Here is a 15,861-nt window from a genome sequence, read left to right on the forward strand (position 1 = left end):
CGGTTTAAAACTATGTATCTTTTGAGTTATCTATAAAATCCGCTTTGATGTTTGCATAAATGATTTATACTGTCAGGTTCAATGTAGGGTGGGACATTACCCACCCTCACCTAATCAGGTTTACTTAAAGCTAATAGTTGAGAAGCTTTCCTAATTTTGCATACTTTGATAAACTCAGTACTAGTTGTGAATTTTTGAATTGGTACTATTGCTGATTCATCACCACAATTTCTCCTTTTTTATTAATTTTGACTTGATTTTTGGGAAAAGCTTGTTTGTTTAAATAACGCAGCAGTCCGACAGTCCGAAAACGCTGATCGATTCGCGGAATTCCCTGACGATCCAGATGCACGGGAATAATTTTACCGCCTACCAAATCTCCTTTGGAATTGAGTTTTGCTTCTAAAATCATCGAGTAACCAGTTTCACCAGCAGTAGACAAAGTCCGGTAGCCTAAAAAGTTTCCCAAAGAATAAGCGATGAGTTTCCCTTTATAAATTTCTATAGCCCTAGGAACATGGGGCCCATGTCCGATAACTAAATCTGCGCCTATATCAATCATTGTGCGGGCAAACTGCATGGAATTACCGCGATTTTCTCCATAAAAAAACTCGGTTTCGTCTTTTACATGTAACGCGCCCGTACCTTCAGCACCTACTTGCATCGATACAATGACGACATTGGCATTATTTTTTGCTTCTAATACCAGAGCTTTAGCTGCTGCTAAATCATGAACAGAATTGTACATATTATATGTAGTAAATCCGATCATTGCTACCGGAATATTATTAGCTTGTAAATAGAGAATTTGATTTTTATGTCCTAATGTTTCAATACCTACAGAGTTCAGATTTTTAACTGTATCTCGAAAGCCTATAAGGCCAAAATCCATTGCATGGTTATTAGCTAAATTAAAGACATCAAAGCCAACATCTGCAAATAGTTGGGCATAACTAGGTGGAGAGCGAAAGGCAAAGATTTGTCCTTGACTCATATCTTTAGAACTGTAGGGGTAAGTAGTTAAACTACTTTCAAAATTGCCAAATAAAATGTCAGAGCCTTGCAGGTAACCTCTGACAGATTGTGGAATTAGTTGATCGCGAAACTTCGGTAATCTGTAATTAGGGAAATTGGTACCGGGAATTACATCCCCCACAGCTTTAATCGTGATGGTATCTGAAGGTACTTCTTGATTTTCGGGAATAGCGAAGGGAAGGGGTAAATTTTCCGGTGGTGTGGTAGCAGCATTGGAGCGTTGCATCTGCCCAAACCGGATGATAATTCCGATACTAATACCCAGACAAAAACAAAAACTGATAAAGCCGACTGAGAATAAGCGTCCCAGCTTTTGATTAACCATTGTTTACTCCTCACATAATGGCATCAGTTTATCCCAGAAATTTCAATTTCTGGTATAGTTCCTCACCCATTTTGGGAAAATTTAACACCAAAAAGAAACCCAACACGCAGCTTTTAGTGTTGGGTTTATAACTAGGATTGATTTTGATAAATCTTTGCCAAAGATAGTAATTTTACCTACCAAATTTTTTGTCTATGTCATCAGCTTGAGAACCACCACGAGATGAGTTAATTCTTAATGAGGCTTGGTCTTTAGAAAGGTTATAGGTGAGAGGCTTGGTTTTTGAGATGCGTGCTTCACCTTCTTTAGCTAAAGTCTGCGGTGGATATTTAATCATTAAAGCTTTAATGGCCTCAATGCGTTTAGGTACTGCTGGGTGAGTTGAATCGCTTTCCGAACCAGGAATTTGCGATAACACCTGCATGACTCGTAAACAGCCATCTGGATCGAATCCAGCTTTTACGGAGGCGATATAGCCAATTTCATCAGCTTCATGTTCCTGTTGTCTTTCCTGCATTGCAAGACGTTCTTCTAGTTCTTGTTTCTTCTTCTCAATAATTTGATTGATGCGTTTTTGTGAATCTGCTTGGCGTTGCGCGCCTTGATTCCCCAGTATCGATCCCAACAAACCGCCAACAGTTCCGCCGACTACACGATTCACAACTGCACCACCAACAACAGCGGCGGTTGATTCTTCATTTGCTGCTTGTTGTTCTCCTAGAACTTCTCGCTTGGCTTCTTCCTCGATTTTGGCAATCAACTCAGCTTTTTGCGCTGCACCAACAGCGAGGTGACGCTTCACATGGTGACCCATTTCATGGGCTACTACACAAGCCAATGCGGAGGAATCGCCAGCTAATTGGTCAAGTATGCCATCAAAGACAGCAATTAAATTAACATCAGTAGCAAATGCATTGACATCATACTTGGGCACAGCCATAATCCGCCAAGGTCGATTATCTAATTCATTGGCGCGAGCAATACGGTCTACGACACGATAAAGGGCATAAAAATCTTCTGGTAATTGTTTTTTTGCTTGTTCATAGATGCTGGTAGATGTGGATGCTGGTTTTCTTTGTGGTGCGGGTTTAGGTTTAGCAAAGACTGGTAAGGTTGTAGAACACAAAAATAGGCACAAAGAACTAGTGGTCAGGATTGTTCTTTTCCAGTTGAGCATTATTTTCCGTATTCTGGTAATTAAAGGTTATTTTTATACAATAATCTAATTAGGCACTGAAAGCCAGAGCGATCGCTATTCTTCATGAAAATTACCCGCAATTACCCTATTATCTCTGTGTTATTCGCTGCTTTGAGCGTTGACTGGTAGAGCAATAGTAAACTCAGAACCTTGTTCGGAGGCAGATTCCACAGAGATCGTGCCCCTATGTCGTTCGACAACAATTTGCCAAGCGATCGCTAATCCCAAACCTGTCCCTTTACCCACAGCTTTAGTGGTAAACAGGTGCTCAAAGATGCGGGCTTTGACTTCTTCGCTCATGCCAATACCGTTATCTTTGATGCGAATTATCGCCTGGGGTGTGGAGAAATTTTCTCCAGCTGACACCAGTTCTGTATGAATGACAATTTGATGGGAATGGGGGCGAAAATTACCTTGTCGGCGTTGGTGATTAAATTCCTCTAAACTATCAATGGCATTAGCCAAAATATTCATAAATACTTGATTGAGTTGTCCGGGAAAACATTCCACCGCAGGTAAATTACCAAAGTTTCTGATGACATCAATAGCAGGACGGTGTTCGTTAGCTTTGAGGCGATGTTTGAGAATTAAGATGGTGCTGTTAATTCCTTCGTGAATATTAAAGGGAATTTTGTAATCTTTATCAGCACGAGAAAAGGTACGTAAACTGTTACTAATACTGCGAATGCGATCGATACCCAGTTTCATCGAGTCTATGATTTTGGGTAAATCTTCACGCAGATATTCTAAATCAATAGCTTCGGCTTCATCGATAATCACTTGACCAGGATCGGGAAACTGTTGCTGATATAAATCCAGCAATCCTAACAGGTCTTGAATATAATTTTTCGCAGGTTGCAAGTTACCTGATAAAAACCCAATAGGATTATTAATTTCATGGGCTACACCGGCAACAAGATTACCCAAAGCAGACATTTTTTCATTCTGGACTAATTGTAATTGGGTTTGCTGCAAGTCTTGCATAGCTGTTGCTAGCTCTTGGGCTTTTTGCTGGGCTTGAGCTTCCGCACGTTTACGCTCACTAATATCAATGACAATTCCATCCCAGATAATTGAGCCATCTTTTTGCGGTTGCGGTTGCGCTACAGATTGAATCCATTTGACGATTCCTGAAGGTGTGATAATCCGCCATTCATGTTTAAATTGGCTGAAATTTTGGGCAGATTCGGTAATTAATTGCTGAAGTTGTCCTATGTCGTCGGGATGATTGAGGGAATATAAATTATACTTTCCTGCCATGACTTCGTCTGGTGGTAATTCATAAACATCAGCGCAACCACAACTAACGTAGGGTGTGGATGTGACGCCATCAGCAGTTAAGCAAAATTGATAAATCATTCCCGGAATGTTATTTGCGAGGTTGTGAAACCGGGTATCGCTGGCTTGCAATTCTGCTAAAGATAGTTCTAATTGTCGGTTATAAATCTGAGAACGCTGGTAGAGGTGGGCATTTTCTAAAGAAATGGCTGCTTGAGTACAAAGCAGATTCAAGATGGCTACGCGATCGCTAGTAAATGCTCCCGTGACTAAATTATTTTCTAGATATAAAATTCCTAATAGTTTCCCCTGATGCAGCATGGGGGTACATAAAATACTCTTCGGCTGCTGTTGCAAAATATAGGGGTCAGCCATTAATTGAGAATCGCTGGTAGCATCAATTAATACTAAAGGTTCCAGAGTTCTTTTCACGGAATTAATTAATAGAATTGGCAATTCTTGACTTCTTTCTAGAGCCAGAGATTGCATGACTTGGGGTTGTTGCCCTAAGGCGATAGTTGCCTCGACAAATAATTTATCTTCTTTTTGTAAGAGCAATGCACATTTATCTGCTCCCGCATTTTCTAGCACCACTTGCAAGAGAGTGGTCAGCAATTTATCTAGATGAATTTCGCTAGAAAGCATCTGAAAAGATTTGAGCACAGTCGCTAAATCTAAGGCGGCGCAGATGCCATGATTATATATGGCATGGCTGCTCTGAGTATCGCGCACGGTAACCATGTTATCGATGACGGGAATAGTTAATTCGGTGGAAACAACTATCCGATCTGGTTGTAAAATCGGCGTGAGAAACTGAGCGTAATCTTGCTCTAATTCCTTAAATTTCGCAGTTGCACCCCAACGTGCATAACAATAATAGGCGTTAATTATATAGTCTTGAACTAGGCAATTTTTTCCCCATGCTAAAGAGAATTCCGCTGCTAATTCGTTAGCTAGGGCTTCTTCGTGAAGATATTTGTTGTCTCTAGCCGTGGTAATCGCCAAATCATAAAATTCTAGGGCTGCGGCTTTGTTATTTAACAATCGATGGCGTTCTGCTTCTACTAAATAAAATCTGTGGAGATGATTAGTTGGGGCATTATCAGCCCAGTGCTTGAGTTTTTCCTGGTTGCGCCTTACTCGCTGTTGAATTTGTTGTTGCTTTTCTGGGGAAGCTTGGGGATAAACTGCCAGATGTGCCAGGGAATCATAGGTATAGAAGCTGGGAATCACAAACAATCCGGTGGCAGAATCCAAGTAATTTTCCGCCGCGATCGCGGCGTTAACTGCTAACTCTAATTCTCCAAATAAATAACAAAGAAATAGTTGATTACAATGAAAATAGCACAAGGCTGTTTTATCTGATCCTAGCTGAAGAATTGGCAGCATTTGCTCTTGATGAAACACATCTCCCATCAACTGCCAAGGTTTATGCTGATTATTAATTAAATTTAAAATTGCTTGTTGAAAAATCGCGATTTGATTTACCAGTGCGGCTTGTTTACTGCGAGTTAACTGGGTAACAAAAACTCCCGCCTCGCGATTGAGTTCGGTTAAATTTTGCCCAGCAAACCAAGAATGCATCACGTAAACGATCGCGCAAATACTAGCCCAAAGTAAATCTCCCGTTTCTAGTCCACTTTGATAACCTTCTAATAACAAAGACAAGCTGTTGCTTACAGGTTCTTGCCAATGCAATGTTCCTAGGCTCACTTCTCCATAGGTTTTGGCTGTTTGTTCTGGCTCATGAAAATGTTCCAGTAGCTTCAGTGCCAACTGGCCAAATTGGTAACCAGATTCGATATCTCCTAAACTGCATAACAACTGTCCATAGCAGCCATAGCCGTAGGTAGAGGCTGGAGTATTGCCATATTTCACAGATAAGTTGACTTGCGCCAAAATAATTAAGGGAAATAATTCCGGGACTGCAACATAAGCAGAAGATGAAACAGCAGCGAGAATGCGCATTGCGGCTAATTTTTCTGGATCTGTCAAGGGCGCTAAAGCTACTAAATCCAGCGGTCGCCTACCATCTAAAATGGATGAGGTTTGGGTAAATGCTTTGGCAATATCTAATTCACAAGGTTGTTGGGGAAAAGTTACCCCTAAAGGTTGGAGAATTTTCAGCGCAATCTCTACTGCTTTGACAGGTTGATGCTGTGCTTGGGCTACTTGGATTTGAATTTCCGAAATTTTGACTGTATCTAAGCGACTGTTGGCATTTTCCAGAATCACCGCTGCCAAGTTGGCCATTTGCTCTAAATTACCACTCAGATAAGCAGTTTCGTGGGCAGCTTCATAGAGTGCAAGGGTGAGATTATACTGAGTGTGCCAGCTATCGCCTGGTAGTAATGCGATACCTGTGGTGAAATATTCTAAAGCTGTGGGATAAGCAGTGGCGTTTCTCGCTTTATATCCGGCTTGGAGATTCAGGTGGGCGAGTTGAAGTTGCTGGCTGGGTTCGAGAATTAGATTTTTACCGATATTTAATTGATTGACGATCGCAAATAATTTTTCCTCTTGTTCGCTAATTGGGGTGTTCCTCAGCAGTAATTGTCCAATTTTGAGGTGATTAGCTGGTTTTTGCGCTTGGGGAATTAAAGAATATGCTGCTTGCTGGACGCGATCGTGTAAAAATTTGTATTGCTGTAATTGCTGGGAAATCAGTGGTAATTCACAAGCACTGTGATCAAAATCGTCATCGGCAAAATATTGGCAAGCCTCACTGATAGATAAAATTAATCCTGCTTGTATCGCTTTCCATAAGTCTGCGGCTGTCTCTAACTGAGATTTTTCGTAAACAATCGCCAGGGTGGCTAAATCAAAAACGTTACCAATGCTAGCAGCAAGTTGCAAAACTGTTTGGGTGGCGGTGGGTAATTTTTGAATTTGCTGCACCATAAATTCCACCACATTATCTGTGAGGGCGAGGGAGCGAATTTGGGGTAAATTTGCTTGCCAATAACCAGTATGAATATTAAAGGTGATGCATTCTTCTGTATATAATGCTTGCAGAAATTGTTGGGTAAAAAATGGATTGCCGTTGGTTTTTTGATAAACTAATTCAGCTAAAGGTGCGGCTATTTCTGGGGGACAACTGAGAGTCTCAGCAATTAAGTGATTCAGGTCGCAAAGCTTGAGGGGATTGAGAATAATAGTATTGGCGATCGCTTTTGTTTTAGTGATTTTATCCACCATCAACATCAGGGGATGAATTGAAGAGACTTCGTTATCGCGATAAGCGCCAATTAGTAACAGATAACCCTTGTCGGCTTCACTCATTAATAATTGTATGAGTCTGAGGGAAGCCGAATCTGCCCATTGCAAGTCATCTAAGAAAATGACTAAGGGATGGTTGGGAGTGGTAAAAATTTGCAGAAATTTTGAGAACAGAAGATTAAAGCGGTTTTGGGCTGCATTTGGCGAAAGCTGCGGTGCTGGAGGTTGTTTACCAATAATTAGTTCGAGTTCGGGAATGACTTCGACAATTACTTGCCCGTTATCGCCTAGAGTGGAGAGGATTTGATGCTTCCATTGCTCTAATTGGATGTTGGTTTCTGTCAGCAGCTGTCTCATCAAATCTCGTAATGCTTGGACAAATGCACCCAAGGGAATTTGGCGATGAAACTGGTCAAATTTACCTTGAATGAAGTAACCCCGATGTCTGACAATTGGTTTATGGATTTCGTTGACAACGGCTGTTTTGCCGATACCTGAAGGGCCTGCAATCAGCATTAGTTCGTTGCGAGAATCAGTTTGATTGGCTACACGCTCAAATGCAGCTAACAAAGTTTGCACTTGAGTTTGGCGACCGTAGAGTTTTTCTTTGATTGAGAAGCGATCGCTTACATCCATTTTGCCAATCTCGAAGGGTGCAATGTTCCCGGTCTGTTTCCATTGGTTTAAACAAAGTTGCAAATCATGTTTGAGTCCGAATGCGCTCTGATAGCGGTCTTCGGCATTTTTCGCCATCAATTTGAAGATGATGTCAGAAACTGGTTGGGGAATGGCTTCAATTTTAAATTGGGAATTTGGCGCACAGTTTAGCCAGTTGTTTGTCGGAGCTGCTGTGGTATTTACTTGTTGAAAACGAATTTTAAATTGCTCTAAAGGCGCAGGTTGTTTAGCTATATGACAGTGAATCAACTCCATTGGATCTTGAGAGGAAAAGGGAGGTTGGCCTGTCAGTAGTTCAAAAAAAGTTACCCCCAAGGAATAAAAATCGCTGCGATAGTCAACTCCTCGGTTCATCCGTCCGGTTTGTTCGGGAGAAATATAAGTCAGGGTACCTTCGAGAACATTGGGGTTTTTAATTTTTTGGGTTTGGCGCGGTAGCAGGGAAGCAATACTAAAGTCAATGAGTTTAACTTCTTTGGTCTGGGGATTGATGAGAATATTATCCGGTTTGATATCTTTGTGGATTACCCGGTGCTGATGTACTTGTTGGAGAATATCTGTGATTTGCAAGGCGATCGCTAAAAATTCACTGAGTTCTAGTGGCTGCGTTTTGGTATATTCTAGTAGCGAAATTCCGCCAAAGTCTTCCAAGATTAGGGCATAGCTATGACCGTAAGCTTCGAGACTGTAATGTCGAACTACACCAGGAAAGTCGAAGTTTTTAGCGATTTTATACTGATTGCAAAACTGCAACATTTCATGAAATGTTGGGTAATGAGATTTGAGACATTTGATGATTACAGGTTGCTGGTCTGTCTCTCGAATACCGCGGTAGACAATAGTTGTAGTACTAACATGCAGTTGTTCTACAACTTGATATCCTAAAATCTTGCATCCGAAATCCAGACCTAATCTCATAATTTACTTACCTCATCTGCAAAATTACTTTTGCTTAATGGTTGTAATAATATTAGTATGCCCAAGAGTTAGCTTTTTCTAACTGGAATATATCTGAATCATTCTTAATTTCGGCAATACAGGTAAGCTGGGTAATACCCACCAGCTTGGGTTTTTGCTTCATAGTACTGACCCTAGATATAAGTAATTTTTTGGCAATCATCAAATTGGATTCTTCTCATCAGATTCATCTGGCAGCAGCAGAAATCAACTAGCAAAAATGGCAATTTGTCAACCACTAGAGCGCCAACTCTCATGCCTAAATTCACTGGATTGCTATTACCTAGAGTTGGATTTATTAAGAAATTAACTCTAGCATCCGACTTATTTTTTAATTTTATTTACAAACATTTTTGTTGATTATAGCAATTTTGTTAGATGCAAAGCTCAGCGAACAGACTTATTTAAACATTGCTGAGCTTCTAATTTGCTATTTATTGATAATGGCTATATTAATTGATGGCTTTCTAGTTTTTTAGAGGAATATCTATATAGTAATTAATATCTGCTAGTTTGCTAAATCAGAAATAGCTGTTTACGTATTTATGCAGCATAATTATGTATTAATAATAACGGTCATTTATTAGGCTGTCTGCGAGTTAGAATTAACTTTACAACACTTTCTGGAATTTTGTTATTAGCAGGGTAGTAAGCGCCTAGAAGTTTTAGAAGAGAACACACCTGTTATTTTGACTTTCATAAAATCATAAAAAATCATAAAAAATCAGGTTAAATCAAAAAATATATTTGCTTGCCATAAAAAGATTTAAAATCAGCTCTATTAGGCTAATTTTATGTTTAATACTAAGATAATCATCTAATTTATTAGAGCCTGTAGGAGCTACAGAGTTGACGTTTGAGCAAGCAATGCTGGTATTAGATCTAGTATTACAGCAAAAGCATTTAAGTAATATTCAAGAGCTAGTACTCCGTCAATCTTGGGAAGGATATACTTATGCGCAGATTGCTGAAAGATCTGGTTATGATGATGATTATATCCGCGATGTGGGGTATAGATTATGGCAGACTCTCTCAAAGTCCCTAGGAGAAAATGTTAACAAAAGTAATATTAAATCTGTCTTAAGAAGACGTTATGTTAGTCTCCCACAAGTGGATTCACCAATCCCGAATGCCCTAGAAACGAGTGTGGCGAACAAGAACCCGAAAATATTGCTGCACCAAGATTGGGGTGAAGCCATAGATGTATCTATTTTTTATGGTCGCACGGCAGAACAAACACAACTCCAACAATGGATTCTCCACGATCGATGCCGTTTGTTAGCCCTATTAGGTATGGGAGGAATTGGTAAAACAGCTTTATCTGTGAAGTTAGCAGAACAAATCCAAAGTAATTTTGATTACGTAATTTGGCGCAGTCTGCGCAATGCACCACCAATAATTGAGTTACTTAAAGACATCATTGCTTTTGTTTCCGAGGAGCAAGTTGTCAATGTCCCAGAAACTGTAGATAGTCAGATTTCTTGCTTAATGAATTATCTGTCTTCCCAACGTTGTCTGATCGTGTTGGATAATGTGGAATCGGTTTTAGCTATTGGGACAAGATCTGGTCGCTATCGTCTGGAATATGAAGGATATGGGCAACTTTTCCGCCGTGTAGGCGATGAACGCCATCAAAGTTGTTTGTTGTTTACGAGCCGAGAAAAACCCATTGGTTTTACCGCTAGAGAAGGGGATAATTTACCAGTGCGATCGCTGCAATTAACTGGATTACCCCAAGAAGCAGCCAGACAAATTCTCATCACCAAAGGGCTGGTAAATTCACCAAATGAATTTGATAATTTAATTCAACGTTATACAGGTAATCCCCTGGCTTTAAAAATCGTTGCTACCACCATTCAGCGTTTATTTGATGGCAATATTCAAGAATTTTTAGCCCAAGGTGCTTTGGTTTTTGGCGATATCTGGCAAATCATAGACCATCAATTTAGTCGCTTGTCGGTAAACGAACAACAAGTCATGTACTGGCTAGCGATTAAACGGGAATGGGTGACTTTACCAGAACTCCAAGAAGATATTATCCCCAAATTATCTAAGCGAGAATTATTAGAAGCTGTATTATCTCTGCAAGGGCGATCGCTTATTGAACAGCAATCAGGCAGCTATGCCCAACAACCTGTAGTTATGGAATACATGACTGACAAACTGATTCAACAAGTTTGTCGTGAAATCTTTACTGGGAAAGTTGAATTATTCAATGTCTACGCTTTGATGGAAGCTACAGCTAACGATTATGTTCGTGAAAGCCAAACAAGGGTAATTTTGGAACCAATATTGAGTCGGTTAAAAACTACCTTCAGAAACTCATCAGCAATTGAGAGGCGACTCCAAGAAATTATTTCCCTACTGCGAGAAAAATTTTCTGCCGTACCTGGATATGCTGCTGGGAATACAATTAATCTACTGAGTCAGCTACAAGTTGATTTCACCGGGTGGGATTTTTCAGATTTAACCATCTGGCAAGCTTACCTTAAAGATGTGAATCTGCATCAAGTCAATTTATGCAATACCGATTTACAAAAATCAGCTTTTAATGAGGCTTTGGTACAAATCATCACAGTAAAATTCAGTCCGCTAGGTAAGATTCTGGCTACTTGTGATATCAATGGCAGAATACACCTGTGGAATATAGAAGATGGTCAACTACTGCGAAGTTTTGAGGGACATACAGCCTGGGTTTGGCAAGTTAACTTCAGCCCGGATGGCAATACTCTAGCCAGTTGCTGTGATAGTGGCATCATTAAACTCTGGGATGTAAACACAGGACAATGCCTGTCTACGGTACAAGAGGATAGCTTACGGGGTTGGTTAGCCAGCTTTAGTCCAGATTGTACTCTACTAGCTTCTGGGAAAACAGACCAAACAATCAAACTCTGGGATACTCGCAGTGGTCAGTGTGTCAAAAAACTGAAACCAGAGGTAAACAAAATTGGTGGAGTGGTCTTTAGTCCCAATGGGCAAATTCTTGCAAGTGGAAGTGAAGACGCAACAGTGAAACTTTGGGATCTGAGTACTGGTGAATGTCTCCATACTTTGTCAGGACATACTCAAGCAGTTTGGTCAGTTAGCTTTAGCCCTAATGGAAAAATTCTGGCCAGCGGTAGTCAAGACAAAACGGTCAAACTCTGGGATGTCAGCACAGGTAAATGCAGAAAAACTTTACAAGCACCGCACTTAGATTTAGTTTGGTCAATTGCTTTTAGTCCCGATGGGCAAACTTTAGCGATCGCAGATGAAACCTCTGTAATTAGTTTATGGGATGTCAACACCGGAAAGTGTATTAAGACTATCTCAGGTCACACTACTCGTGTCTGGTCAGTGGCCTTTAGCAATGATGGAAAAATCCTGGCTAGTGGTTCTCAAGACCAAAGTATTAGATTATGGCAGGTATCTACAGGACGATGCATTAAGACTTTACAAGGCTATCCCAGTTTCATTAGTTCAGTAGTTTTCCATCCAGATGGTCAGTCCTTGGCTAGTAATTCAGGAACCACAATTAGATTGTGGGATTTTCCGACTGGGGATTCCCTCAAAAGCTTGTACGGTCATTCTGGCGAAATTGCAGCCTTAGCTTACAGTAACGATGGGCAAACTTTGGCAAGTAGTAGCGTAGATAGCAAAATTCGGATTTGGCATGTCACAACCGGGGAATGTCTAAAAATCTTAGAGGAACATAGTAGTTTTATCTTTTCAGTTTCCTATAGTCCAGATGGTCAAACTTTAGCTAGTTCTGGTGCAGAAAAGACGATCAAGCTGTGGGATGTGAAAACGGGAAAATGTCTCACAAATTTACAGGGACATACAGGCTGGATATTTTCAGTTACCTGGAGTCCTGATGGCAAATTTTTAGCTAGTATGAGCGAAAATAGCATCCATCTCTGGGATGCAGACACAAAAGAATGTCTCCAGGTATTGCCAGGACATTATTGCTTTATTGGGAGAATTGCCTTCAGTCCCAATAGTCAAATCTTAGCTACTGGGAATATGGAATACAAAATTCAGTTTTGGGATATCAGCACAGGGAACTGTTGGCAAACATCCCAAGGACACGAAGCTAATGTCACCGATGTTAAGTTTAGTCCCAACGGTAAGCTTGTTGCCAGTGTCAGCCACGATCAAACTATCAAGCTTTGGGATAGCCAGACAGGGGAATGTTTACAGACACTGCGGGGACACAATAATTTTATTTGGGCGATCGCATTTCATCCCCAAGGACATGTCCTCGCCAGCGGTTCCCAAGATGAGACAGTCAGACTCTGGGATATTGTTACTGGTGAATGCTTACAAATTTTGCGATCGCCTCGGCCTTATGAAGGGATGAACATTCAAGGCGTTACAGGTTTAACTCCAGCGCAGAAAGCCACTTTAAAAATCCTTGGTGCTAGGGATTGATTGCGCTTCCCGTGTCAAAAGTCCACAGTGCTACAATTTTGGATTTTAGATTTTGGATTGTCAAAGGCTATCACAACCAAACCAGCAAATCTTTCTTTCCTAGCCCCTCTCTTCTGAGTTATCGCCAGCAGGGTAATTTTGTATTGGGGTTAGCAAATTTTTGGTTACCAAAAGTGTAACCAGATGATTGTCATTGTTCAGCTACCTTATCATGATATTTAGTTAAGCTCCTCACACCACAAGAAAAGCCGTGAAACATAATGTTTCACGGTCTTTTTTTTGATTTTTTGTACAGTGACTAATTATTTGTCGTCGGTGACACATTAGTGTCGTTATGACAAATTGTTGTCGTTTAAGGTGAAATTTGTATTTTGAGAGTAGCAATGACAAATTCGTGTCATCCACCAAAACCAATTTTACTTAGTAGTCTACAACTACAACGCTAATATAACCTCATTTACCCTAAAAAGCTCATTTACAAAAAAATAGCTTTGAATGTAGTGTGAGGAGCTTCTTTCAACCCTCTAATTCTTGTTATAGCGTTTCTCAATCTAGTGAGGTACATTTTTAAAGCTACTTGTTTTGATATAAAAGGTTCGTGTGTACTTCAGTAGCCTGGGAAACGCTATAGGACTTTTAAAATTTAAAACCACAAGTAGTTCTGACTATTACTGTAAAAACATTTCCACGATAACCCACCCAGTTCCGGAAGGGTTGTTGCTACAAGAACTACCTAAGAAATACGCTGCAACTCCCAAACTTTCAACCCACCCAGTTGCGGGAGGGTTGTTGCTACTCCGCAATAGCGATCGCTTATATTTCAAGTGATGCTTTCAACCCACCCAGTTCCGGGAGGGTTGTTGCTACCTTGGCGCTGGATATATTTAGCGATGTGTTCTTGGAGCTTTCAACCCACCCAGTTCCGGGAGGGTTGTTGCTACTTTTCACTCAAAATCTTTGCAAAATCGTAAATTGTCTTTCAACCCACCCAGTTCCGGGAGGGTTGTTGCTACAAATTATCCTTGCTTCCAATCAGCGAGGCATAGCCCTTTCAACCCACCCAGTTGTACAGTGACTAATTATCTGTCGTCGTTTACAAATTCATGTCGTTTTTCATACTTTAGTGTCGTTGTTTCACAAATTGATGTCGTTACCTACTTTTTACAACTGTTCACAAATTAAATGTCGTTTAAGATTTTGAGGTTTGCCAAAGCTTAGTAGCTAGTTTGATGTTGAATAATAATAGGTTTTCTGGTTCCTAGATAGCAAAATCCTAGACTCATACTTAACAGCAAGCAAGAATTAAGTCTAGAATTATACTGCGCCTGCTGTTAACCGAAAGCCGAACTTCTTTATGTCAGAAGCAATTGACAAGAAATCTTTGAGTGAACGTGATATCTGTACGAAATATATTACACCTGCTTTGACTAGTCGGGGATGGGATATCAACACTCAGATTCGGGAAGAGGTGACGCTGACAAAGGGTAGGGTAATTGTTAGAGGTAAACTTGCTAGTCGAGGTGAGCAGAAACGCGCTGATTATGTGTTGTATCACAAACCAGGTGTACCACTGGCTGTAATTGAGGCTAAAGATAATAATCACGGCGTTAGCGCGGGAATGCAACAGGCGATCGCAACTGGTGAATTAATTGATGTACCATTCATCTTTAGCTCCAATGGCGACGCTTTTATGATGTGCGATCGCACGATTACCCAAGGACAGCGAGAACGGGAAATTCCCGATCAAGTATTTAATCAGCGAGATTTTGATAGAACTTTGGTTTTAGAAAAGCGCACTGAGTTAGTTGCACGGATTGTTTCTGATTATCTTAAATCAAGCGATCGCTTTGCCAAAACTATCATTTTTTGTGAGACGACTGACCACGCAGAACGGATGCGGGTGGCGTTGGTGAATGAGAATGCTGATTTGATGGCGGAGAATAGCCGCTATATTATGCGAATTACTGGGGATGATGCTCAGGGTAAGGCTGAATTGGATAATTTCATTGACCCTGAAAGTAAATATCCCACGATTGTTACTACCTCCGCGATTTATAACGATGATTATATGATTAATTACCAACGATGATTCGGGTAAACCCGCCCCGAAAAACACAATTTATAAAAATAAATCAATAAGATAAAGTATGAAATATAATCCCGATAAACATCATCGTAGATCAATCAGGTTGCCAGGTTATGATTATACACAGGCAGGGATGTATTTTATAACCCTTTGTATTTGGCAACGTGAATGTTTATTAGGAGAAGTGTTAGGGGCAGGTTCGCAAAGATTATCTAATATTAACGATGATATCAATGAACCTGCCCCTACGTATATTGAATTAAGTCGTTATGGCCAAGTAGTTCAATATAACTAGAATTTTATGGCTAAAAAATTTAGTAATGTGCAGTTAGATGAATTTGGAATTATGCCTAACCACATACATGGAATAATTGAATTAAAAGAATCAGGCAATAAACCATTATCAGAAATTGTACAAAGTTTTAAAACTTCTTCGGCTCGTCGTATAAATCAGTTAAGAGATTCAAAAGGTATACCTGTTTGGCAGCGTAACTATTATGAACGTATTATTCGCAGTGAAGAAGCATTACAAAATATTCGTAAATATATAATTAACAATCCTTTGTACTGGGAGCAGGATGAATTACATCCAAATAATCCTGCTAAATGGTAATGATGTATTCAATCTGCTGTAGGGGCGGGTTTACCGATATCATCGTTTATATTTGATAATAT

The 15,861-nt window shown here is 40.2% G+C and carries 6 protein-coding genes, 1 pseudogene and 1 CRISPR repeat array; of the genes and pseudogenes, 4 read left to right on the forward strand and 3 right to left on the reverse strand.

Going from position 1 to position 15,861, the window contains the following annotated elements; translation table 11 throughout:
* Positions 1–205: 205 nt before the first annotated feature.
* From H6G41_RS05080 to H6G41_RS05090, 3 genes are all read right to left on the reverse strand, one after another.
* Positions 206–1,360, reverse strand: a complete 1,155-nt coding sequence (locus H6G41_RS05080; protein ID WP_190744192.1) for a CapA family protein — start codon at positions 1,358–1,360, stop codon at positions 206–208.
* A gap of 172 nt (positions 1,361–1,532) precedes the next feature.
* A complete protein-coding gene (locus H6G41_RS05085; protein ID WP_190744194.1) occupies positions 1,533–2,537 on the reverse strand; it encodes a M48 family metallopeptidase in 1,005 nt (334 codons plus the stop codon).
* A 120-nt stretch (positions 2,538–2,657) separates the two neighbouring features.
* On the reverse strand, positions 2,658–8,651 hold the full coding sequence (locus H6G41_RS05090; protein ID WP_190744196.1) for an ATP-binding sensor histidine kinase: 5,994 nt from the start codon (positions 8,649–8,651) through the stop codon (positions 2,658–2,660).
* Positions 8,652–9,557: 906 nt separating this feature from the next.
* Between H6G41_RS05090 and H6G41_RS05095 the strand changes: the two genes are divergently transcribed.
* The 4 genes and pseudogenes from H6G41_RS05095 to H6G41_RS34960 all read left to right on the forward strand — a co-directional run bounded on the left by H6G41_RS05095 (position 9,558) and on the right by H6G41_RS34960 (position 15,799).
* Positions 9,558–13,100 carry an NB-ARC domain-containing protein gene (locus H6G41_RS05095; RefSeq protein ID WP_242037803.1) on the forward strand — a complete coding sequence of 1,181 codons (3,543 nt, stop codon included), beginning with the start codon at positions 9,558–9,560 and terminating at the stop codon, positions 13,098–13,100.
* Positions 13,101–13,787: 687 nt separating this feature from the next.
* Positions 13,788–14,113: direct repeats of the CRISPR family, unit length 37 nt; unit sequence CTTTCAACCCACCCAGTTCCGGGAGGGTTGTTGCTAC.
* 341 nt (positions 14,114–14,454) lie between these two features.
* Positions 14,455–15,153, forward strand: a pseudogene (locus tag H6G41_RS05100) (type I restriction endonuclease); the annotation flags it as partial.
* Between the two features lie 94 nt (positions 15,154–15,247).
* Positions 15,248–15,481: a hypothetical protein gene (locus tag H6G41_RS34955; protein ID WP_242037805.1), complete on the forward strand. Its 234-nt coding sequence runs from the start codon at positions 15,248–15,250 to the stop codon at positions 15,479–15,481.
* Between the two features lie 6 nt (positions 15,482–15,487).
* A complete protein-coding gene (locus H6G41_RS34960) occupies positions 15,488–15,799 on the forward strand; it encodes a transposase (RefSeq protein ID WP_242037806.1) in 312 nt (103 codons plus the stop codon).
* The last annotated feature ends 62 nt before the right edge of the window (positions 15,800–15,861 follow it).

This window comes from Tolypothrix sp. FACHB-123, assembly GCF_014697075.1.
In the GTDB taxonomy this organism is placed as follows: Bacteria; Cyanobacteriota; Cyanobacteriia; order Cyanobacteriales; family Nostocaceae; genus Aulosira.